Source organism: Actinoplanes sp. NPDC021490, assembly GCF_055562135.1.
The window spans coordinates 396,335-416,456 of the sequence record NZ_JBVHFW010000006.1; the positions used below are offsets into that span (position 1 = coordinate 396,335).

At 70.0% G+C, this 20,122-nt stretch carries 17 protein-coding genes and 1 pseudogene; 10 read left to right on the plus strand and 8 right to left on the minus strand.

Going from position 1 to position 20,122, the window contains the following annotated elements; translation table 11 throughout:
- Positions 1–19: 19 nt before the first annotated feature.
- Positions 20–547, plus strand: coding sequence for a GNAT family N-acetyltransferase (locus ACZ3I4_RS19815; protein WP_465383406.1), 528 nt, complete (start codon positions 20–22; stop codon positions 545–547).
- Here ACZ3I4_RS19815 and ACZ3I4_RS19820 read toward each other — a convergent pair.
- A complete protein-coding gene (locus tag ACZ3I4_RS19820) occupies positions 542–1,054 on the minus strand; it encodes a carboxymuconolactone decarboxylase family protein (protein WP_465383407.1) in 513 nt (170 codons plus the stop codon). The two genes, ACZ3I4_RS19815 and ACZ3I4_RS19820, sit on opposite strands and share 6 nt — an antisense overlap.
- 271 nt (positions 1,055–1,325) lie before the next feature.
- Here ACZ3I4_RS19820 and ACZ3I4_RS19825 point away from each other — a divergent pair, with 271 nt between their 5' ends.
- The 3 genes from ACZ3I4_RS19825 (at position 1,326) to ACZ3I4_RS19835 (ending at position 4,975) form a co-directional block, all read left to right on the plus strand.
- On the plus strand, positions 1,326–3,107 hold the full coding sequence (locus ACZ3I4_RS19825; protein WP_465383408.1) for a carbohydrate-binding module family 20 domain-containing protein: 1,782 nt from the start codon (positions 1,326–1,328) through the stop codon (positions 3,105–3,107).
- 117 nt (positions 3,108–3,224) lie between these two features.
- The gene (locus tag ACZ3I4_RS19830; RefSeq protein ID WP_465383409.1) at positions 3,225–4,121 is read left to right on the plus strand and encodes an IPT/TIG domain-containing protein; all 897 of its coding nucleotides are present in this window, start codon (positions 3,225–3,227) and stop codon (positions 4,119–4,121) included.
- A 23-nt stretch (positions 4,122–4,144) separates the two neighbouring features.
- Positions 4,145–4,975, plus strand: a complete 831-nt coding sequence (locus ACZ3I4_RS19835; RefSeq protein WP_465383410.1) for a hypothetical protein — start codon at positions 4,145–4,147, stop codon at positions 4,973–4,975.
- Here ACZ3I4_RS19835 and ACZ3I4_RS19840 read toward each other — a convergent pair.
- Together ACZ3I4_RS19840 and ACZ3I4_RS19845 are read right to left on the minus strand one after the other, a co-directional pair.
- Positions 4,972–5,931: an AraC-like ligand-binding domain-containing protein gene (locus ACZ3I4_RS19840; protein ID WP_465383411.1), complete on the minus strand. Its 960-nt coding sequence runs from the start codon at positions 5,929–5,931 to the stop codon at positions 4,972–4,974. The two genes, ACZ3I4_RS19835 and ACZ3I4_RS19840, sit on opposite strands and share 4 nt — an antisense overlap.
- A 154-nt stretch (positions 5,932–6,085) precedes the next feature.
- On the minus strand, positions 6,086–7,642 hold the full coding sequence (locus ACZ3I4_RS19845; protein WP_465383412.1) for a dolichyl-phosphate-mannose--protein mannosyltransferase: 1,557 nt from the start codon (positions 7,640–7,642) through the stop codon (positions 6,086–6,088).
- A 277-nt stretch (positions 7,643–7,919) separates the two neighbouring features.
- Here ACZ3I4_RS19845 and ACZ3I4_RS19850 point away from each other — a divergent pair, with 277 nt between their 5' ends.
- Positions 7,920–8,882, plus strand: coding sequence for an AraC family transcriptional regulator (locus tag ACZ3I4_RS19850; protein ID WP_465383413.1), 963 nt, complete (start codon positions 7,920–7,922; stop codon positions 8,880–8,882).
- A 4-nt stretch (positions 8,883–8,886) separates the two neighbouring features.
- On the opposite strand, the gene ACZ3I4_RS19855 is transcribed toward ACZ3I4_RS19850, so the two are convergent.
- Positions 8,887–10,386: a diguanylate cyclase domain-containing protein gene (locus ACZ3I4_RS19855; protein ID WP_465383414.1), complete on the minus strand. Its 1,500-nt coding sequence runs from the start codon at positions 10,384–10,386 to the stop codon at positions 8,887–8,889.
- 294 nt (positions 10,387–10,680) lie between these two features.
- Here ACZ3I4_RS19855 and ACZ3I4_RS19860 point away from each other — a divergent pair, with 294 nt between their 5' ends.
- The gene (locus tag ACZ3I4_RS19860) at positions 10,681–12,276 is read left to right on the plus strand and encodes a methyl-accepting chemotaxis protein (RefSeq protein WP_465383415.1); all 1,596 of its coding nucleotides are present in this window, start codon (positions 10,681–10,683) and stop codon (positions 12,274–12,276) included.
- Positions 12,277–12,382: 106 nt separating this feature from the next.
- Positions 12,383–13,600, plus strand: coding sequence for a hypothetical protein (locus ACZ3I4_RS19865; RefSeq protein ID WP_465383416.1), 1,218 nt, complete (start codon positions 12,383–12,385; stop codon positions 13,598–13,600).
- A 48-nt stretch (positions 13,601–13,648) separates the two neighbouring features.
- On the opposite strand, the gene ACZ3I4_RS19870 is transcribed toward ACZ3I4_RS19865, so the two are convergent.
- A complete protein-coding gene (locus ACZ3I4_RS19870) occupies positions 13,649–14,092 on the minus strand; it encodes an RDD family protein (protein ID WP_465383417.1) in 444 nt (147 codons plus the stop codon).
- A gap of 87 nt (positions 14,093–14,179) precedes the next feature.
- Here ACZ3I4_RS19870 and ACZ3I4_RS19875 point away from each other — a divergent pair.
- Together ACZ3I4_RS19875 and ACZ3I4_RS19880 are read left to right on the plus strand one after the other, a co-directional pair.
- Positions 14,180–14,392: pseudogene (locus ACZ3I4_RS19875) on the plus strand (sigma factor); the annotation flags it as partial.
- 184 nt (positions 14,393–14,576) lie between these two features.
- Positions 14,577–14,861 carry a hypothetical protein gene (locus ACZ3I4_RS19880; protein ID WP_465383466.1) on the plus strand — a complete coding sequence of 95 codons (285 nt, stop codon included), beginning with the start codon at positions 14,577–14,579 and terminating at the stop codon, positions 14,859–14,861.
- A gap of 9 nt (positions 14,862–14,870) precedes the next feature.
- Here ACZ3I4_RS19880 and ACZ3I4_RS19885 read toward each other — a convergent pair whose 3' ends face one another.
- Positions 14,871–15,968, minus strand: a complete 1,098-nt coding sequence (locus tag ACZ3I4_RS19885) for a diguanylate cyclase domain-containing protein (RefSeq protein ID WP_465383418.1) — start codon at positions 15,966–15,968, stop codon at positions 14,871–14,873.
- A 178-nt stretch (positions 15,969–16,146) separates the two neighbouring features.
- Here ACZ3I4_RS19885 and ACZ3I4_RS19890 point away from each other — a divergent pair, with 178 nt between their 5' ends.
- On the plus strand, positions 16,147–18,039 hold the full coding sequence (locus ACZ3I4_RS19890) for a Na+/H+ antiporter NhaA (RefSeq protein ID WP_465383419.1): 1,893 nt from the start codon (positions 16,147–16,149) through the stop codon (positions 18,037–18,039).
- 33 nt (positions 18,040–18,072) lie between these two features.
- On the opposite strand, the gene ACZ3I4_RS19895 is transcribed toward ACZ3I4_RS19890, so the two are convergent.
- Together ACZ3I4_RS19895 and ACZ3I4_RS19900 are read right to left on the minus strand one after the other, a co-directional pair.
- Positions 18,073–18,423: a hypothetical protein gene (locus ACZ3I4_RS19895; protein ID WP_465383420.1), complete on the minus strand. Its 351-nt coding sequence runs from the start codon at positions 18,421–18,423 to the stop codon at positions 18,073–18,075.
- Positions 18,424–18,598: 175 nt separating this feature from the next.
- Positions 18,599–19,996, minus strand: coding sequence for an Nramp family divalent metal transporter (locus tag ACZ3I4_RS19900; protein ID WP_465383421.1), 1,398 nt, complete (start codon positions 19,994–19,996; stop codon positions 18,599–18,601).
- Between the last annotated feature and the right edge of the window lie 126 nt (positions 19,997–20,122).

Sequence of the window (20,122 nt, forward strand, 5' to 3'; positions counted from 1 at the left end):
CGGACGTCGGGAGGCCCTCATGGAAACCGAGCGGTTGATCATCCGCCGATTCGCCCCGGGCGACCTGGAAGACTTCCTGGCCTACCAGGGCGACCCGGTGGTGCGCCGCTATCTGCGGGGCGGGGCCATGACTCGCGACGAAGCCGCCGACTATCTGACGATGCAGGCGGCCATGAGCGACAACGTCCTGGACGCCTGGCACGGATACGCCGTCCAGCACCGCGCCGAGGGACGGGTCATCGGGGACGTCGGCGTCTGGCTGTCGTCGCGGCCCGGCGAGCGGGACACCGGCGACGTCGGTTTCCAGTTCCACCCCGGGTTCCACGGCCAGGGCTACGCCCGCGAGGCCGTGCAGGCCTTCCTCCGCCACGTCTTCGAGACGATGGCCCTGCGCCGGATCACGGCCGCCTGCGACCCGGCCAACACGCCGTCCTGGACCCTGATGCAAGCCCTCGGCATGCACCGGGCCGGCGCCTCGGACGAGCAGATCAGCTACGACCTGACCCGGGAGCAGTGGCGGATTTCGGCGAGCCGCCCGTTGTCATGACGGCGGGCGATAGCCGTGCGCGACGATGTGGCCGGCTCCGATCCCGTACGCCCGGGGGTCGGCCGGTGCGGTCGTGCCGAGCGCGTCGACGTAGCGGTTGAACATGCTGAACGCGGCGGCGATCAGAACCGTGTCGTGGATTTCCAGGTCGGTCGCGGCGGCGTCGCGGGCGTCCTCGAGCAGGGCCGGCGTGACCGCGTGACCGCTTTTGACGACCGCCTCGGCCACGGCGAGCAGCGCGCGCAGCTTGTCGGAGACGGGAGCGTCGGCCGGCATGCCCTGGGCGGCCGCGGTCGCCCCGTGTGATCCCGCGCAGTAGGCGCAGTCGTTGAGACCGGACACGTACGCGGCGATGTATTCGCGCTCGCCCCGGCTCAGGGTGCTCTCGCCGCGCAGCAGCACCTCGGCCAGCTCGCTCAGCGGCCGGCCGGTCCCGGGCCGGTATTGCAGCAGTCCCCGGATGCCCGGATTGAGGGTTTCGTCCAGACCCAGATCGATGTACGCCATCGGGACATCGTCGCAGAGATTTATCGCCGCAAGTCTCTGCAAGCCCTTCCAACCCCTGCAAGCGCTTGCTATGGTCCGTTCCAATGTGAACGCGGGATTACGTCCTTGCTACCGGTTCCGCCCCTGGTAGTGGGGTGCCGCGGTCTCCCATGCAGCGATCCCGCGGTCCACGTTCACCGGCATCCCCACGGCACAGACACCGGCGCCGTGACCGGTGACGTCGAGACCGCCACCGACGGCGCCGCCCGTCCCCCGAGTAAGGAGTCCCCCGATGAAAAGGATTGCCCCGCTGATAGTGGCCTTACTGGCCGCTCTCGTCGCGGTCATGGTCGTCGGCCGGCCCGAGAAGGCCGACGCCAAGGCCGACGCAAACCCCGGCCCGCGCGACGTGATCGTCCACCTCTTCGAGTGGCCGTGGGCGTCGGTCGCCTCCGAGTGCACCAACGTGCTCGGCCCCAAAGGCTTCGGCGGGGTGCAGGTGTCGCCGCCGCAGGAGCATGTCGTGCTGCCCGGCGCGGGCTACCCGTGGTGGCAGGACTACCAGCCGGTCAGCTACAAGCTGCAGACCCGGCGCGGTGACCGGGCCGCCTTCGCCGCCATGGTCAGCGCCTGCCACGCGGCCGGCGTGAAGATCTATGTCGACGCGGTTCTCAACCACATGGCCGGCGGGTCGTCCACCGGCGCCGGCTCGGCGGGCTCGACGTACAGCCACTATGCGTACCCGGCCGTGCCCTTCGGCAACGACGACTTCCACCACTGCGGCCGCAACGGCAACGACGACATCGCCAACTGGGGCGACCGCTGGGAAATCCAGAACTGCGAGCTGGTCGACCTTTCCGACCTCAAGACCGAGTCCTCGTACGTACGGGGAAAGCTCGTCGCCTATCTCAACGATCTGATTTCGCTGGGCGTGGACGGTTTCCGGGTCGACGCGGCCAAGCACGTGCCGGTGGCCGATCTGCAGGCGATCTACGGCGGGCTCAACGGCAACCCGTACTTCTTCCAGGAGACGATCGAGGGCGGGGCGGGCGAGCCGTCGCCGTCGGAGTACACCGGCATCGGCGACGTGACCGAGTTCCGCTACGGCGACGTGGTCGGCAACGCCTTCCGCGACGGCAACCTGTCCGGCCTGCAGAACCTGCCCTCGCAGATGCTGCTGTCGAGCGGGGACGCGGTGGCGTTCATCGACAACCACGACACCCAGCGCAACGGGCGGGCCAAGCTGACCTACAAGGACGGCGGCAACTACGCGCTGTCCGAGGCCTTCATGCTGGCCTACCCGTACGGGACCCCGTCGGTGATGTCGTCGTTCACGTTCAGCGACCCGGAGGCGGGTCCGCCGGCCTCGTCGAACGGCACCACGGGCGCGGTCAACTGCTCGTCCGGCTGGGCCTGCGAGCACCGGTGGCGCACGACCGCGAACATGGTCGGCTTCCACAACGCGTCGTACGGCACGGGCCTGACCAACTGGTGGTCCAACGGCGGCAACCAGATCGCGTTCGGGCGCGGCGCCAACGCGTACGCCGTCTTCAACCGCGGCGGCGCTCTGAACCGCACGTTCAGCACGTCGCTTCCGGCCGGCACCTACTGCGACGTCGCCAACGCCGACTTCAGCGGCGGTTCCTGCACCGGCACGACGTACACCGTCAACTCGTCGGGCCAGTTCACCGCCAACGTCCCGGCCAACGGCCTGGTCGCGCTGCACATCAACGCCCGCACCACCGGAGGCGGCACCACCACCCCGCCGCCGACCGGCTGCACCACGGTCGCGGTGACGTTCGCGGCCAACGCGACCACGGCGTGGGGCGAGAACGTCTTCGTCCTGGGCAACCGGGCCGAGCTGTCGAACTGGAACACGAGCGGCGGCGTGGCCCTGTCCTCGGCCGCCTACCCGGTCTGGCTGGGCACGGTCAACCTGCCGGCCAGCACCGCGATCGAATACAAGTACGTCAAGAAGAACGGCTCGGCGGCCACGTGGGAATCCGGCGCCAACCGAACCCTCAACACCGGATCGGCGTGCACCCTGACCGTCAACGACACCTGGCGTTCCTGACCGTCGCACGCGGGTGGCCGCGCCGATACCGGCGCGGTCGCCCTGTCCTCGATCTGTCCCCGGAAGCGGCCGTCCGGGCCTCCCCCGGCCGGTCGCCGCGAGACTAGCGTCCGCTCTATGCGGTGGGCGAGGTTCCGGCGGCTCGGCGCGGGGTTGGTCATAGCCGTCCTCGTGGCCGGGACGGCCGCGTGTGCCGACGACTCGCCCGCACCCGGACAGGCGGCGCCCGGCGATACCCAGGGAAGCGGCGACAGCAGCGGCGGCGGCAGTTCCGGCGCCGGCAATGCCGGGAACGGGAACTCGGGGAACGGGAACTCCGGCGGTGGCGACTCCGGCGGCAAGGAGGACGTGCCGTGGATCATCAAGTGGATCGCCGATCTCGGGCCGGGCGGCCCCGGCGGCGGTGAGGACTACGGCTGGGAGTCCTACCAGCAGATCCGGTCGCGTAACTGTGCGGAAAGCCTGCGTCTGGCCGGCTCGGTGGAGGAAGGCTTCCGCCGCGACCTGTACGACGGCGCGAGCCAGGCATGCCTGGCCGCCCTGCAGGGCGAAGAATATCGATGGCCGGACGTCGAAGACCTTCTGGCCGAGGTGGAATCGCGGATCACCGGCCCGGAGCAGCTGTACTGCTACGACCGGTCGGTCCTGGCTTTCCTCAAGGGCCTGGTCCAGATGCACCGGGACGACCCGAAGCGCACCTTCGCCACGCAGGGTGGAGGCAACGGTCCCACCAAGTGCCTGCGTTTCTTCCGGCTCCGGCCGAAATCCGGGCCGACCAGCGGCGGCTACGAGGTGACGATAGTGGGGGAAAACCTGGACACGCTCGAGCCGGGCCGAACAATCCGGATCAGCGACAGCGGCGGTTCCTCCTACGAGGCGCCCATCAAGTCGATCAACGGGTCGGGCACGCGTCTGGTCATCGTGATGCCGCAACTGAAGGTGGGCACCGCGGAGTTGAGTGTCTACGGCAATCGCGGGGAGACATCCCTGTCATTCGAGGCCATCGAGGAGTGAGTGACCGCGACCGGGAACCGGCGGTGCCGAGCGACACAGGCGAGCGGGTCCTGCATTACATCTCGACCTTTGGCGCGCCCTCGGCCGTCGCGGCCGCGCTGCTCTTCTACTTCGGATGGACCAGGGCGCACGCGCAGGCCGAGGCGCTGGGCTACGACGTCACCCTCGCCGGGCTGTCCAGCACCGATTACGTGCTCCGGAGCGTACCGGCGCTCTTTCTGCCTCTGTTGTTGCTGGTCGTCGCGGCCCTCGTGGCGCTGCGCCTGCACACCGTGCTCGCCGGGTGGATCACCCGCAACCCACGCCGCCGTGCCACCACCCGGCTCGTGCGGGCCCTGCGATGGGCGCCGTTGTGGCTGCCGGCGGCCGGGGTGCTCTCGTTTCTGATCGCGAACGTCGGCGATTACCTGGCCGTGCCGTTCACGCTGACGCTGGGTCTGCTCGCCTACCTTTACAGCGTGCGCCTGGACGCGGCCACCGGCCACGAGCGTGACCGCGGCCCGATCTGGCAGCCCCTACTGCTGGTTCTGCTCGTCATGCTGCTGTTCTGGGACGTCGAACGCACCGCGCGCAGCTTCGGCACGGCGTACGCCGATCTGATCGTCAGCGAACCGGAGCGCTATTTCCCGGTCACGCTCTACAGCAAGGACGACCTGGAGCTGGAGATCGAGCAGCCGGGTGTGACCGAGCGCCGCATCGGCACGTCGGATTCGGCGTACCGGTTCCGCTACGACGGCCTTCGGCTGCTCAACTTTTCCAGCAAGAAGTACTTCCTGCTCGCTCCCGACCCGGCCTCGGGTGACACTCCGGTGCTCGTCGTCCCCGACCTCGATTCGATCCGGGTGGAGTTCTAGTTCCCGGCGCCGTGGCGGTATTCGTTCGGGGACAGGCCGGTGTGCCGCCGGAAGACGCGGCTGAAGTCCGAGGGCCGGTCGAAACCCCAGCGTGTGGCGATGGAGGCGACCGTGTGCTGGGTGAAGCGCGGATCGATCAGATCGCGGCGGGCGCGCTCGATCCGGCGGTCCGCGATGTGCGCGCTGACCGTCGTGTGGTGGTGCTCCTGGAAGATCCGGTGCAGGTAGCGCAGCGAGATGCGGTGGGCGGCGGCAATCGTCGCCGGGGTCAGGCCGGGCCGGTGCAGGTTCGCCTCCACGTACGCCACCGCCCGCAGGTAGAGCAGGTGCGACGGCGACCGCAGCGGAGGATCGTCGCGTTCGAGGTGGTGGGCCAGCATCGCGGTGGTCAGGTCGACGGCGGTGTGCCCGAGACGTTTCGCGTCGCGTCCGGTGTAGTCGTCGCGATCCTCCTGCACGGTCACCAGGAACTGGGCCAGCAGCCGGCCGATGCCGTTCGCGCCGGGCAGGGGTGTCGTACAGAGCCGGGCGACCTGGGCCGGGGCCAGGGGAAGCAGGCGCTTCGGGAACTGCAGGATGATCGACTCGGAGATGCCGTCGCCGGTGACCGCCTCGAACGGGCGGGAACTGTCGTAGAGCACAAAGTCGCCGCCGCTCAGGACCGCCCGGCCGCCGGCCTGGTCGATGCACTGCCGCCCGGCCCGGATGAGGGCGACCTGATAGAACTCGGGGTCCGAGATCCGGATCGTCCGTGGTGACCGCCGGGAGAACAGCGACGTGTAGGACATCGCGGTGACCTGCGCCTCGCCCAGCGCGGCGAGGCCGAGGCGGGCCGTGAACGCGGCCGGGCACGGGCTGCCGATCTCGGTCGGGATCAGGGACGCCGAGGTCGCGCTCTCCCACGCCTCCAGCCGATCCGGAACGGCGATGGCGGCGCTGTCGAAGACCGTGCGCATGGCCCCAGCGTGTCACACGGGATCGAGTGCGCCGATTGCATGCGGCAGTGCACCCGGTGCTGCGGACGCGGCGACGTCACGGCCCGAGAATGGCCACTGTGGAGCGCTCCGGGCAACGAGGGGCGGGCGGCCGGGCCGGGGCACTCCGCCGGCCTCAGATCCAGCGGCTGCCGAGCCACATGCGGGCCGACCAGTCCTCGTACGGGATGAGCTGGTTGGTGAAGATCGGGAAGAAGTAGGCGAAGCACAGCGCCACCAGGATGACGTAGGCGCCGGCCACCACCGTGCCGATCAGCTGGCGGTCGGTGCGGGACGGGCCGGTGGTCATGCCCTCGGGCGGTGTCATGATCGCGCCGAGGACGTAGACGACGGCCAGGATCAGGAAGGGCAGCGCGGGCAGGACGTAGAAGGAGAACATCGTGCGGCTGTCCTTGACCGCGTAATAGAACCACGGGGCCAGGCCGGCGAAGACGGGGATGAAGATGGCCCACGCCCGCCAGTCGCGCCGGGCCAGGCCGAACCAGACCAGGCCGACCAGCGCGGGCAGGAACGACCACCACAGCAGCGGCGTGCCCAGCAGCAGGATCTCGCGGGCACAGCTCGGCGCCCCGCAGTCGCCGGACGTGTTCCAGTCGAAGGCCACCGGCCGGCCCAGCAGCAGCCACTGCCACGGCCAGGACTGGTAGGTGTGCGGCTTGGTCAGAGAGCTGTGGAACCCGTACGCCTCCTGGTGGTAATGCATCAGGTTGAACAACGCGCCCAGGATCGGCGGCTCGCTCAGGCCATTCACCTCGCGGTAGTGACGGAACCAGCCGGTGTCGGTGACGAACCAGCCGGTCCACGTGGCCAGGTAGAACACCGCGGTCAGGGCCACGCTGGTGACACCCCAGCGGAGGTCGCCGCTCAGCCCGGCGGTGACCGGCCGGGCGATGCCGGCGGAACGGCGGGCCTGCCAGCGCCAGACCAGCACCAGCCCGCCGAAGAACGGCAGGAAGAACAGGGCGCTCCATTTCACGCCGAGCGCCAGCCCGAACAGCGCCCCGGAGACGAGCAGCCACCACGGCACGATCTTGGGCGCCCGGAACGCCAGGGCCGGGTCGTAGCCGCCGTCGAGCGCGCGCAGCAGACGACGGCGGTAGTGGTCACGGTCGAGGACCATCGCGGCGAACGCGGCCAGGATGAACAGCCCGAGGAAGATGTCGAGCAGCGAGGTGCGGGACAGCACGAGCTGGAAGCCGTCGAACGCCATCAGCAGACCGGCCGCGCCGGCCAGGAGCACCGAACGGAACAGCCGGTACGCGACCCGGACCAGAATGAGGATCATCAGCGTGCCGGCGACCGCGGCCGGGACCCGCCAGCCCAGCTCGTTGTTGCCGAACACGGCCTCCCCCGCGGCGATCAGCCATTTGCCCAGCGGCGGATGAACGACGTACGCGGGCCCGTTGCTCCGTTCGTCCCATTCCACGCCGTGCTGCAGCATGTCCCAGGCGTCGGTCGGGTAATACACCTCGTCGAAGATGTAGCCCTTGCGGTCGCTCAGCCCCGGGAACCGCAGCAGCGCCGCCACCACCACGACAAAGGCGGTGACCAGCCACGAGTACGGGTTGAGCCAGTTGTCGAGCGTGGCCAGCCGGCGCCGTACGACGTCCGGAATGCCGCCTTTCGGGCCCTGCTCCGGAGGCGCTTCGGTCTGCACGGTCGCCGTTGTCACCCCGCGATCGTAGTGGTGCCGTCCCCTTTACATCAGGGTGCGGCCGCGCTCGTCCTGCCGTGCGGTCGTCACGGCGAGCCGGACTCCGAGGCCGATCAGCACGACGCCGGTCACCCGGTCGATCGCGCGCCGCACGCCTCAGGAATCACGCCAAGCATGGTGTCACGCCCCTCCGGATCCCCGGACCGCACAGATCGCCCTCCGCGAGGCCGGAATCGCTCGGGTGGCCGGTGGCCGATTGCTCCCGGGCCGCGAATCTGTGCGTCAAGCTGTAGTTATGCGTTTCCTGACCGAAAGCACGGGCGACCTCGACGAGGCGAGGTCGATCCTCGCCCGGCACTTCTACGCCAACTCGGTCGACACCCTGTCCGGCACGCGCGGCTGGCGAGCACGGTTCGGCATCGCTCCGGCCGGCCCGGTCACGCTGGGCGATCTGAGCTTCGGCACCGACATCCGCATGCGGTTCGGTGAGCTGGGCGCCTATCACGTCGATGTGCCCGTGACCGGGTCGGTGGACTGGCGCCAGGGCCACGGTCTCTCGCACACCGCCACCACCAGCAGCGCGGCGGTGTTTCAGCCGGTCGGCGAGACGACCCTGGAACGGTGGAGCGGCGACTGCCGTCTGCTGGCGGTCAAGATCGAGCAGCAGGCGCTGGAGGACCATCTGGCCGACCTGCTGGACGCGCCGGTCCGCGGCCCGATCCGGCTCGAGCCGGCCCTGGACCTGTCCGGCGCGGCCGGTGCGAGCTGGCTGAACCTGGTTCGGCTGGTCGCCGCCGAGTCGGCCCGCGGTGACGGCCTGCTGCATCATCCGGTGCTGGGCGCCCGGCTCCGCGAAAACCTGATCACCGGGCTGCTGCTGGCCTCGGATCACCCGTACCGGGAGGCGTTGCACCGGCCCCGGCCGGTTCTGGCGGCGCCCCGTGCGGTCCGCAAAGTGGTCGAGCTCATGCACGCCGAGCCGGCGCGGCCCTACACGGTGACCGAACTGGCCCGCGTCGCCGGGGTCAGCCCCCGGTCGCTCCAGCTGAGCTTCCGCCGCTACATCGGCATGCCGCCGACCTCGTACCTCCGGGAACTGCGCCTGGGGCTGGTGCACGAGCAGCTGATCCGGGCGGACCCGGCGCACGCCACCGTGGCCGAGATCGCGTACCAGGCCGGCTTCGTCCACCCGAGCCGGTTCGCCGCCGCCTATCGCGATCGGTACGGCGTTCTTCCCAGCGACACGTTGCGACGCTGACGCCTTACGGGACAGCGGGTGAACGAACGTCGGTGGAGCCGGCCGCGGCCGGCTGGTAGCGGCGTACCACGCCTTTGCCGGCGGCCTTGGCCGCGTACAGCGCGAGGTCGGCTTCGTGCAGGAGACGGTCGAGGTCGTGGCCGGGTCCGACGGCAATGGTGACGCCCACGCTGCCGTACGCCCGCAGCTGACGGCCGCCGACGTTGATCGGCTCGGCCAGCCGCTCGAGGATGCGGTTGCCGACGGCCACGGCGTCGCCGGGCTCGCGGATGCCGGGAACGACCACGGCGAACTCGTCGCCGCCGAGCCGGGCCGAGGTGTCGCCCTCACGCTGTGCGGCGGTGAGCCGTTCGGCCACACCGACGAGCAGGGCGTCGCCGGCCGCGTGGCCCAGCGTGTCGTTGACCTGCTTGAAGCCGTCCAGGTCGAGCAGCAGCACCGCGGTGCCGCTGCCCGGCTTGGCCCGGTCGAGCGCTTCGCGCGCCCGGTCGTAGAAGGCGCCGCGGTTGGGCAGCCCGGTCAAGGTGTCGTGGTGGGCCAGCCGGTCCAGGCGGCGCCGCTGCTCGTGCAGGTCGGCCAGCAGACCTCGGACCACGAGGAGGTTGAGGAACTGCCGGAACATGGCCAGCGCGACCGTGCCCAGCAGCGACCAGACAAGAACGGGGCTGAGGGTGCCGCTGCGCGCGTACGCGACGCCCACCGAGGTCAGGGCGACGGCGACCGGGAAATAGGGCAGCGTGCTCCAGGAGCCGGCGGCCGACTCACCGGCGACGCTGTCGTCCGGCAGGACCGCGGTCCGGCTGCCCAGCGCGATGGTGAGGCCGGCGATCAGATAGACCGCGCCCAGGCCTCCCGCGTACCAGGGAAGGTTGTCGGTGTGGTTCCGCACGCTGATCAGCGCGGCGAGCGCGAACGTGCCCATGCCGGCGGCCATGACCCGCATGGATCGGTACTGGTGGGCGCCTGGGCGTGACATCAGCATGAGGGCGAGGGCGGCTGCGACGATCTCGGGCAGCACGGTGACCAGGAATCTCGCGCGCTGGTCGGGCGGGAGCTGGACGAGCGTGGGGGCAAGCACGAATTGCCACGCGGTGGCGAAGATGGCGCCGGCGACCGTCATGACGTCGATGGCGTACGTGCCCCGGGCCAGCCGGTGTCCGAACGGGGGCACAGCCACCAGAATCGCCGGCACCGTCACCGCGGCGGCCAGGATGCTGAGGGCGTCGGCCGCACTGTTGAGCACCGTGGCCGAGGGGACGACGGCGCCCGCGGTGTAGAGCACGTATCCCGCGCCGAGCAGGGCGGCCGCCACGGAGGCGAGCACCAACCCGACCCGCTGCCGGCCACTCCGGCTCCGGGCCTGCCGGCGGAACCCGGCGCAGGCCCAGAATCCGGCGATCGCAATAGGAGTGCTCGAGACGACCAGGCCGACGCTCACCGGCCAGTGCGGCAGGGCAAACTGCAGCACGAGCCCGGCCACCCCGATGAGGGCGTACTGCGGCACCGTCCCTACTCTCACGCCATGGTCATCGGCAGGCGACCCGGCGGATGAAGGCCGGCCGCGGCCCGGCACTGTCCATATGGGGGTCGTGAAGCACTCGTGGCCGGCTTGGCGCGCCGGCGCCCAAGCGCGCGGGTATCCGGATGCCGAAAGTCTGATCCCTCCTGCGAAAGAACTTGTTTCCACCGGCCCGAGACCTTCGTGCTGAGCCTCAAAGCCGTCCCGGCCGAGCCGATGGCTGGACCGTGAGGCCCGATCGGGTCGCGGTCACAAGCGTAGGAAAAGCCGGAGGCAATAGTGAGGAACTGGTCAGTTCGGTGGAAGATCAGCAGCCTGGTGCTGCTGAGCGTGCTGCTGGCCGGTGCGCTGGGCGGAACGGCGCTGCTCAGCATGAACAAGCTCACCGCGAGCGCCACCACACAGGACGACTACCGTCAGATCAACGTCTTGCTGGAGAAGCTGAACAGCAGCGCGGCGAACGTCGACAGCTTCGTCAACGCGAACCTCGCCTTTCCGACCCAGACCAAGACTTTCGTCGACGGCGTCGCCCCGTACATGGCGACCGGCGACGGCATCGTGACCGAGCTGCAGGCGAGGTCGCCCGGGCAGGTGGACGCGGCCACCGTCGACGCGCTGGCCGGCTCGTGGTCCTCGTTCACCGGATCGGCCAAGTCGATCCAGCAGCAGTTGGCCAAGCCCGTCGCGCCCGCCTCGATCTACAAGTTCGGCAATGACCTTTACACCGCGTACACGGACTTCTCCAAGGGTCTCGCCCAGGCCGCCGAAACAGTGGACGCCAAGGCCGCGTCGGCCGAGAAGTATCGCGCGGGCCTGACTAACCGGGTCGAGTGGATCTTCGGAGGCACCCTCGTCGGCGGTGTCCTGCTGATCGCGATCTTCGGTTTCATGGTCGGCCGCAACATCATCCGCCCACTGACCGGCGCGGTCGCGGCTCTGCGACGGGTCGCCCAGCGTGATTACACGGTCGACGTCGAGGTGCGCAGCCGCGACGAGATCGGGCAGATGTCGGAGGCGCTCAACAACGCCGTCGGCGACATCCGATCGGCCATCCGCACCATTGCCGACGGAGCCCAGTCGCTGAGCTCCGCGTCCGAGCGGCTCACGGCGATCAGCTCGGACGTCGGCTCGTCCTCCGAGCAGACCTCCGGCCAGGCCGGCACGGTCAGCGACTCGAGCATCCTGGTCACCGAGCGGGTCCGGGAGGCCGCCCAGGGCGCCGAGCAGATGACCGCCGCGATCCGCGAGATCTCGGGGAACGCGTCAACGGTCGCGCAGATCGCCGAAAGCGCGGTCTCGACCGCCCAGGCGACCACGGCGGCCATGTCCAAGCTGTCCACCTCCACCGACGAGATCGGCAACGTGATCAAGCTGATCACCTCGATCGCCGAGCAGACCAACCTGCTGGCGCTCAACGCGACGATCGAGGCGGCCCGGGCGGGCGAGTCCGGCAAGGGCTTCGCGGTGGTGGCCAGCGAGGTCAAGGATCTGGCGCAGAGCACGGCCCGCGCCACCGAGGACATCGGCCACCGCATCCAGACCATCCAGACGGACACCGGCGGCGCCATCGAGGCCATCGGCAAGATCGCCAGCGTGATCGACGAGATCAACCAGTACCAGGCGTCCATCGCCGGCGCGGTCGAGGAGCAGACCGCCACGACCAACGAACTGAGCCGGCTGTTCGACGACGCCGCCCACGGCGCCGACGCGATCCACCAGTCGATCGGGCGAGTGGCCGAGACCGCGGCCCAGACCGCGGGCGGCGCGACCTCGACCCGCGAGGCGGCGATCGAACTGCGTCAGCTCGCCGCGGACCTCAACGACGTGGTGGCACGCTTCCGCATCGACGTCACCGCGCCGGCCGCCCGCCGGTAGGGGCGCGTCACGCTCGCCCCGGCCGGGTCTTGCCTTGATCACGTTCCTGGCTATCGTGAGCCGTCGATCAAGTGCTCTCACGGGGAACGTCATGAAGAGTAAGTCTGTGTTCAGGTTGGGCGTCCCGGCCGCGGCTGTGCTGCTGGCGCCCGTTCTTGTGACCGGTCCGGCCGTTGCCGCCGCGCCCGTCGCGCCGACCGTTGTCCAGGTCGGTGCGACGGGCGTGGTCGGGCAGACGGTGAAGTTCAGGTTTTCCGAGCCGGACGGCAGCAAGCCGGTCGCCTACCGCTGGCTGATCAACGGGGGCGAGCTGACCGGAACGGTCACCGCGACCGACGGCAAGGCGACCGCGAAGATCCTCGCCACTCGCTTCACCAACACCATTGGGGTGTACGCAATCGGGGCGGACGGCAGCCTCAGCGACACCACGTCCACTTTCTACAATGCCGATCTGCCCGGCCCGTACGCGGACCAGGATCTCGACGGCGACGGCCGGCCCGACCTGGCGGCTGTCATCGGCGGGGCACTGCTCGAGGCGGACGGCAAGGGCACCGGCGGCAAGGTGCGGGTGCCGGCCTCCGACCTCGCGCCGGGCGGCCGGGTCCCGGGCGGCACGTTCGACGGCATGCAGGTCATCACCGGCAAGTTCGGCGGCGGGCCGTTCGAGGACTACCTGACCTACGACCCGCTGAGCGGCAACGCCTTCGCCTATCGCGGGCTCGGACAGGCCGACCGGGACAACCCGGGACTGCTGGTCAAGGACGGGGTTTCGCTGCCGGGCCACTTCGCCGACGCGGACGGCAACAACCCGGTCCAGCTCGTCAACGCGTACGACAGCCGGGGTGCGCAGCTGACCATGCCCGACCTGATCGGCGTCCTGGGCAGCGAGGCGAGCGGATACCGGCTGGGGTACTACTCGTCGTTCGACTCCATCATCGGGTTCTACGACACGCCGGTCGGCACGGGCGCGCGTACGCCCGACGGCGGCACCGACTGGCAGAACTGGAAACTGGCCTCCAAACTGCTGCCCAGCGGCACGGCGGTCAGCCTGTGGAAGCCGTCGACCGGTGCTCTCTACCTCTGGCAGAACATCCGGTTCGGCGCGGAGAGCGGACAGCTGTCGTTCGCGCAGTACCACCTGTCGGCGAACTTCCGGCCCGGCGCCACCGGCACGGATCTGCGGCTGACCGATTTCGACGCCGACGGCGTACTGGATCTGTGGGCCGTCGCGCCGGGCGGCGAGGTGACCGCCCACCACGTCAGCAACCTCTCGCCGACCGGCACCGCGACGATCAGGGCCAAGGCCCCGCAGCCGCTGGTCTGAGCAGAGTCCCGTACGGGCGTGGCCGCGCGCCACGCCCGTACGGGAAAGTCAGTGGGCTCGGACGACCAGCGTCCGGGCGGCCATGTCGCCGAGGCGCCGGCGGCGGGTGGAGTTGACCACGACGATCAGACCGACCACGTACCCGAGCAGCCCGTCGATCACCCGCAGCAACGTGCGGACCAGGGCCGACAGCAATCCCGGCCGGCCGCCGTGGTCGGCGTCGACGACCCGGATGCCGGTGATCCACTTGCCGGCGGTGCGGCCGGTCAGGCCCTCCAGCAGCACGTAGTAGGCGATCACGATGACCGAGAGCCAGACGGTGCCCTGGTTGGTCAGCGTTGTCAGGTCGAACCCCGAATCGGCCCCCTCGACACCGAAGACCGACGTCAGCACACCGTTGATCAAGCCAAAGATCAGTCCGTCGATCAGGGTGGCCACGATCCGGCGCCCCGTGACATGGACGTCGGGCGCCCCGGCTGCTGCATAGGTCATGCGCAGATCATGCCGGACGGCCGCCAGCTCCCGGCGGCAGCCGACAGCCCGGGTAAGTGAAACCCGGCGCTCTGGCGTAATAGCAGTGTGGAACATCAACCGGCGGAGTTCGCCGCCTTCTACGAGAGCGCCCGGGACGACTGCCTGCGGGCGGTGGCGGCCTCCATCGGTGACCGGCAGGCCGCCGAGGACGTCGTCGCCGAGGCCTTCGCCCGGGCCTGGGCGTCATGGTCCACGGTCGCGCGGCATCCGGCGCCCCGGGCCTGGGTGGTCCGCACCGCTCTGAACGCCCACACCTCGTGGTGGCGCCGATGGCACCGGGAGACAGCGGCGCCCGCCGCCACCGGGCACGACAGCGCCGGCCACGACGACCTGGACCAACTGCTGCCCGACCCCCGCGTGACGGCGGCGCTGGAGCCTCCTGCTCACCATCCGGCAACTGACCGACGCCGACGAGCTGACCAGGCAACTGGAGAAGGCGGGGGTGCCGGCGAAGGTCGAGTTCAAGAAACTGCGCCCCGGGCAGACGGCCGGCTGCCGGGAGAACGGTCAGCCCTCGTCGGCGCAGCTCCTGCGTGTCCTGCCGATGCCGACCGCCCCACCGGAGCCGGACGAGCAGGTCTTCACCATCCGGCGCGACCTCATGCCCGCCGGGACCAGCCTGCACTTCGTCATCATGGAGGAAGCGGGTGAGAACGGGGCCCAGGGCCGGTCCGTTCACAGCGCGCTGGTCAGAGGTGAGCCGCTCCCCTGCGAACTGCCGGACTGACGCGCGGCCTCAGGCGACCCACGGGCGTTTGGCGCGGTGTCTCTGCTTGGTGCGGTACATGTCGGCGTCCGCGGCCGCGGCCAGCTGGGCGAAATCGCTGCCGCTCTTGCCGTACGCGTGCCCGATGCTCGCTCCGACCTTGCGCGGGCCGCCGCGGGTCTCGACGGGCTCGGTCAGGGCGCGGTAGATCTGCTCGGCCGTGTCGCGCAAAACCGTCCCCACGTCGCCGCCGGAGACCACGACGATGAACTCGTCGCCGCCGGCCCGGGCGAGAAGATCTTGCGGCCGTACGAGGCGGGTCATCCGATCGGCCACCGTACGCAGCACCTCGTCGCCGGCGTCGTGGCCGCCCGCGTCGTTGACGGCCTTGAAGTCGTCGAGGTCGATCACCATCACGCCGACCTCGGCGGCGGGCCGGCCGGCCAGTTCCTCGGTGAAGGAGCGCAGCAGCGCCCGGTTGGCCAGGCCGGTCAGCGGGTCGTGGGTGGCCGCGTGGGCGAGGCGGGCCCGGCTCTCGGCCAGCTCGTGGTGCAGCCGGGCGTGGTGCACGGCCATCGAGGCGTGCTGGGCGAACAGCTCGAGCATCTCGCGCTGCACCGGGCCGGGGAGGCGGCCGTCCAGGGGCAGGTCGACGCTGAGCACCCCGGCCAGCTCGCCGGTCGGGGACGTGAGCGGGGCGAGCAGCATGTCGTCCGGGTGCCAGCCCTCGGGCGACGACGGCACCGGCAGCGTGTCCGAGGTCCAGGTGATCATCGTGTCGGGCATGGTGTGGCCGTGGCCGACGAAATAGAGCGAGCCCCAGCGCTCGGCCTTGCCGAACAGCTCGTCCCAGATGGCCTGGGTGGTGCGGGTGCCGAGCAGCGACCGCCGGATCTCCTCGGTGCCGTCGGCCGACACGACCATGAAGTCGCCGTCCGGCTGGACCACGTTGATCACCGCCACCTCGAAGCGGGACGCCCTGGTCACGCCGTGCACGACCGCATCCATCGTCGCCGTCAGGTCGAGGCTGGCGTGCACCGCCTTGCTGACCTCGTGCAGCGTCCGGAGGCCGTCGAGCTGCGCGAGGGCGTCGGACAACCGCGACGACAGATCCTCGATGCTGGTCAACCCGCCTCCCGAGCGGCCGCGGCATCCATGCCACGCGCCTGAACATCGGATCTTATCCAGTTCGCGAGGGCCGCGCGTACCGCCGTTTTCGCGCGTGTCGGCGTACGGGGAAACCGGTCTTGATAGGCGCTGGTCACAGACAGTGGCATGGTGGCGCGCGGCATGCTTGGGTTTGCTCGTGAATGACGCGACCCAGCTGACCGACTCCACCTCGACGACCAGGTGGACGCATAAGGTCACGACGCCGCTGCGTGACTTCCTGAACACCGAGGCCGGCAGCGCGGGAGTCCTGGTCGCGGCCATCATCGGCGCGCTCGTCTGGGCGAACGTGGCCGACGGCAGCTACGAGTCGTTCTGGGAGACGCCGGTCAGCCTGCGGTTCGGCGGTTCGGCCATCGAGCTCGATCTGCGCGAATGGGTCAACAGCGGCCTGATGACGCTGTTCTTCCTGGTCGTCGGTCTGGAGGCGCGGCGCGAGTTCGACCTCGGCGACCTGCGTGACCGGCGGCGGTTCCTGCTGCCCGCGCTGGCCGGCATCGTCGGCATGGTGCTGCCGATCAGCATCTTCCTGGCCTTCAACCACGGTGGCCCGGGCGCGGCGGGCTGGGGCGCGGCGATGTCGACCGACACGGCGCTGGCGCTGGGGCTGCTCGCGCTGGTCGGCCGGAACGTGCCGGTGCAGGCGCGGCTGTTCCTGGTCACCGTGTCGGTGGTGGACGACGTGGTCGCGCTGATCGTCATCGCGGTGGCCTACTCGGAAGAGTTCCACCTGATGCCGCTGCTGGTGGCGATCGCGGTGTTCGCGTTCACGCTGGTCATGGTGCGGGCCGGCGTGCGCAGCGGCTTCATCTATCTGCCGTTCTGCCTGGTCGTCTGGGGAGCCACCCTGGCCAGCGGCGTCGACCCGGTGGTGTCCGGCCTGGCCATCGGTCTGGCCGCGGCCGCGTACACGCCCGCCCGGGGCGAGCTCGAGCAGGCCAGCGACCTGTTCCGCTCGTTCCGGGAACAGCCCACGCCCGAACTGGCCCGGTTCGCCCGGATCGGCCTGCTGCGTTCGCTCTCCCCCAACGACCGCCTCACACGCACCTGGTCGGGCGTGTCGAGCTATCTGATCGTGCCGCTGTTCGGCCTGGCCAACGCGGGCATCGTCATCCACAGCGACTTCCTCGGCGAAGCGATCATGTCCCCGGTCACCGTCGGCATCTTCCTCGCGTACGTGGTGGGCAAGCCGGTCGGCATCACCGGGGTGTCCGCCCTGGTCACGTGGATCAGCCGCGGCCGGGTCCGGCCCGGGGCGGGCTGGGCGTCGGTGCTCGGCACGGGCACGATCGCCGGCATGGGTTTCACGGTCTCGTTCCTGATCGCGAACCTGGCGCTGGAGGACCCGCAACTGTCCGAGGCCAAGCTGGGCCTGCTGCTCGGCATCATCGCCTCGTCGCTGATCACCTGGGCCGTGTTCTTCGTGACCAGCCGTCTCTCCAAGCCCCGCCGGGCGGTGGCCCTGCTCGGCGACGTCGAGGAACTGACCGACCTGATCCCCGACGTCGACCCCGACCGCGACCACGTACGCGGCCCGGCCGAGGCGTCGGTGACCCTGGTCGAGTACGGCGACTTCCAGTGCCCGTATTGCGGCCGCGCCGAGCCGACCGTCCGCGAGCTGCTGACCGACGACGACCTGCGGTACGTGTGGCGGCACCTGCCGCTGACCGACGTGCACCCGCAGGCCCAGACGGCCGCTCAGGCCGCCGAGGCGGCCGGTCTGCAGGGCCACTTCTGGGAGATGCACGACCTGCTGATCAGCCGCCAGGAGCACCTGCGCATCGCCGACCTGATCGCGTACGCGGGCGAGCTCGGCCTCGACCAGGACCGCTTCCACGAAGACATGATGCAGACCCCGTGCAAGGAGCGCATCACCGCCGACCTGGAGTCGGCCGACCTGAGCGGCGTCTCCGGCACCCCCACGTTCTTCATCAACGGCCGCCGCCACTACGGCGCCTACGACGTGGCCACCCTCAAGGAGGCCATCCGGGTGGCCCGCGTACGGGCGAAGATCGCCGCCAGACGCCGCTAGCGCGGGCCACCCGGATTCGTCAGTCCGGCCGTGTCAGCCGAACCACTGCCGGTCGTAACTGAACTGGATGGCCGAGTCGTTGTTGCTGCAGGCGGCGATGCTCCACTGGCCGCTGCCGACCGACCACCACGGTCCGCGCTTCCAGTAGTCGCTGGTGGGCCAGGTCGCGTCGCACTTGACCGCGGCGCGGTACGAGCCGCTGCCGGCGGTGCAGATCGCCCGCCCGGTGGTGTACCAGCCTCCCCGTTCGGCCGTGCAGTTGGTCGGCTCGGCCGAGGCCGGTCCGGCGCCGACCAGACCGACGGCCCCCACCGTCGTCACCGCGACGGCCGCCAGGCCGGTCAGCGCGGCGCGGGCACGTCGTCCGGGTGCGAAGTTAGCCATGGCAATCCCCCTTGGTTGACCGCTGGCGCGGTTCCTTGCCCACGACTATCCGAGGTGGACGGAGGGCGGTGAAAGGATCCCGGACAATCCCGGACGCGGCCGGCGGCCATGGTGAAACGCGTGCCGTCGCGGAGGCTCGCCGGGGACGCCCGGACGCCGGTTCCGAGGAGGAAAGCTAGAAGACGCGGTCGATGAACGTGGCTATGGAGAGCACCCCGAAGAGGGCGAACGACCAGATCAGAGCGGCCAGCCGTACGCCCCGGACCCGGATCGGCGCCGGGAGGATTCGGCGGTTGATGAGGATCAGCAGGCCTGAGTAGAGGAACATCATGAAACCGCCGACCACGGCCGAGATGATCAGCAGGACGATGGGCTGGCTGAAGCCGGCCACCAGCACCACGATGCCGATCGCGACCAGGCCCCAGACCAGGCCGGCGTAGACCTTGCTCTCGTCGGCGTCGCGGGCGTACGAGGTCTTGATGACGTCGGCGGCCAGGCGGCTGGTGTAGTCGACGATGCCGAGGGCGGCCGCGAACAGGGAGAAGGCGCCGATGATCCAGAACAGGTACTGGAACCAGCTGCCGACCCGGTCGGCCAGGACCTGGCCCTCGATCTCGAGGAAGCCGATGCCGTTCTCGAGGCCGTCGCGGCCGTACACGGTGGAGTAGGCCAGCAGCGAGGTGAACAGGATCGTCACGAAGGTGATCAGCACGAACGTGGTCAGCTGCTCGATGTTGGCGAACTTCCACCAGCCCCGCCAGCGGCGCAGATTGGCCTCGTCCGGCTCGAACACGTAACCCGTGCTGGGGGCCGCCCCGGACTGGCCGGTGACCGGGCTGACCAGCCGGGGGACGTACGTGCCCATGCCGTAGCCCTTGTCGCGGATCCAGTTGGACTGCACCAGATTCTGGCCGCCACCGGCGCCGGCGAAGGCGAGCGCGCCGAGCAGCAGCGCGAAGCCCAGCTCGTCGATCGGCACCCGGGGCCGGGTCACCACCTGGGGCACGTCGCCCCACGCGGAGGCGCCGATCGCGAAGATGGCCGCCACCACGAAGAATGTGAGCACGGCGGCGACCTTGACCATCTGCGCGCGTTCCAGGGCCACATAGACGACCGGGGCCAGGGTGAGGATCAGCCCGATGACGATCAGCATGCACACCGCGATGACGGTGCTGTTGCCGCCGAAGATGTACGTCGTCAGGGTGGCCGAGCTGGTCGCCCATCCGGGCCACAGGTTGGCGAAATAGGTGAGCAGCGCGAACACCAGGCCCCAGTGCCGCCAGTAACGGCTGAACCCGGTCAGCGCGGTCTCGCCGGTGGCCAGCGTGTAGCGCTCGATCTCCATGTTGAGGAAGTACTGGGTGATCAGGCCGACCAGCGCGGCCCACACGAAGACCAGGCCGACCTGGGAGGCGATGTACGGGAACAGCACGAACTCGCCGGAGGCCAGGCCGACCCCGGCGGCGATGATGCCGGGGCCGATGAGCTTGCCGTAGCGGCGGGGCTCGTCGGGCATGTCGCGGATCTCGGGCGCGGGCAGATAGCGGGTCGGGAAGGCATCGGTGGTCGCCACGGCCGCTCCTCATCGGGATCTCCACCCTGGACAGACGAGGTCCGGAGTGTCAAGACTCCCCGTACTTTCGGCGCGGACGGGAAAACTTTCGTCCAGTTCGTCGAAAGCCATGGACATTACAACGAA

What these genes read in the sequence shown, in the direction of transcription:
- ACZ3I4_RS19815 (WP_465383406.1), top strand. Translation starts at nt 20, where the DNA reads ATGGAAACCGAGCGGTTGATCATCCGCCGATTCGCCCCGGGCGACCTG.
- ACZ3I4_RS19820 (WP_465383407.1), bottom strand. Translation starts at nt 1,054, where the DNA reads ATGGCGTACATCGATCTGGGTCTGGACGAAACCCTCAATCCGGGCATC.
- ACZ3I4_RS19825 (WP_465383408.1), top strand. Translation starts at nt 1,326, where the DNA reads ATGAAAAGGATTGCCCCGCTGATAGTGGCCTTACTGGCCGCTCTCGTC.
- ACZ3I4_RS19830 (WP_465383409.1), top strand. Translation starts at nt 3,225, where the DNA reads ATGCGGTGGGCGAGGTTCCGGCGGCTCGGCGCGGGGTTGGTCATAGCC.
- ACZ3I4_RS19840 (WP_465383411.1), bottom strand. Translation starts at nt 5,931, where the DNA reads ATGCGCACGGTCTTCGACAGCGCCGCCATCGCCGTTCCGGATCGGCTG.
- ACZ3I4_RS19850 (WP_465383413.1), top strand. Translation starts at nt 7,920, where the DNA reads ATGCGTTTCCTGACCGAAAGCACGGGCGACCTCGACGAGGCGAGGTCG.
- ACZ3I4_RS19870 (WP_465383417.1), bottom strand. Translation starts at nt 14,092, where the DNA reads ATGACCTATGCAGCAGCCGGGGCGCCCGACGTCCATGTCACGGGGCGC.
- ACZ3I4_RS19895 (WP_465383420.1), bottom strand. Translation starts at nt 18,423, where the DNA reads ATGGCTAACTTCGCACCCGGACGACGTGCCCGCGCCGCGCTGACCGGC.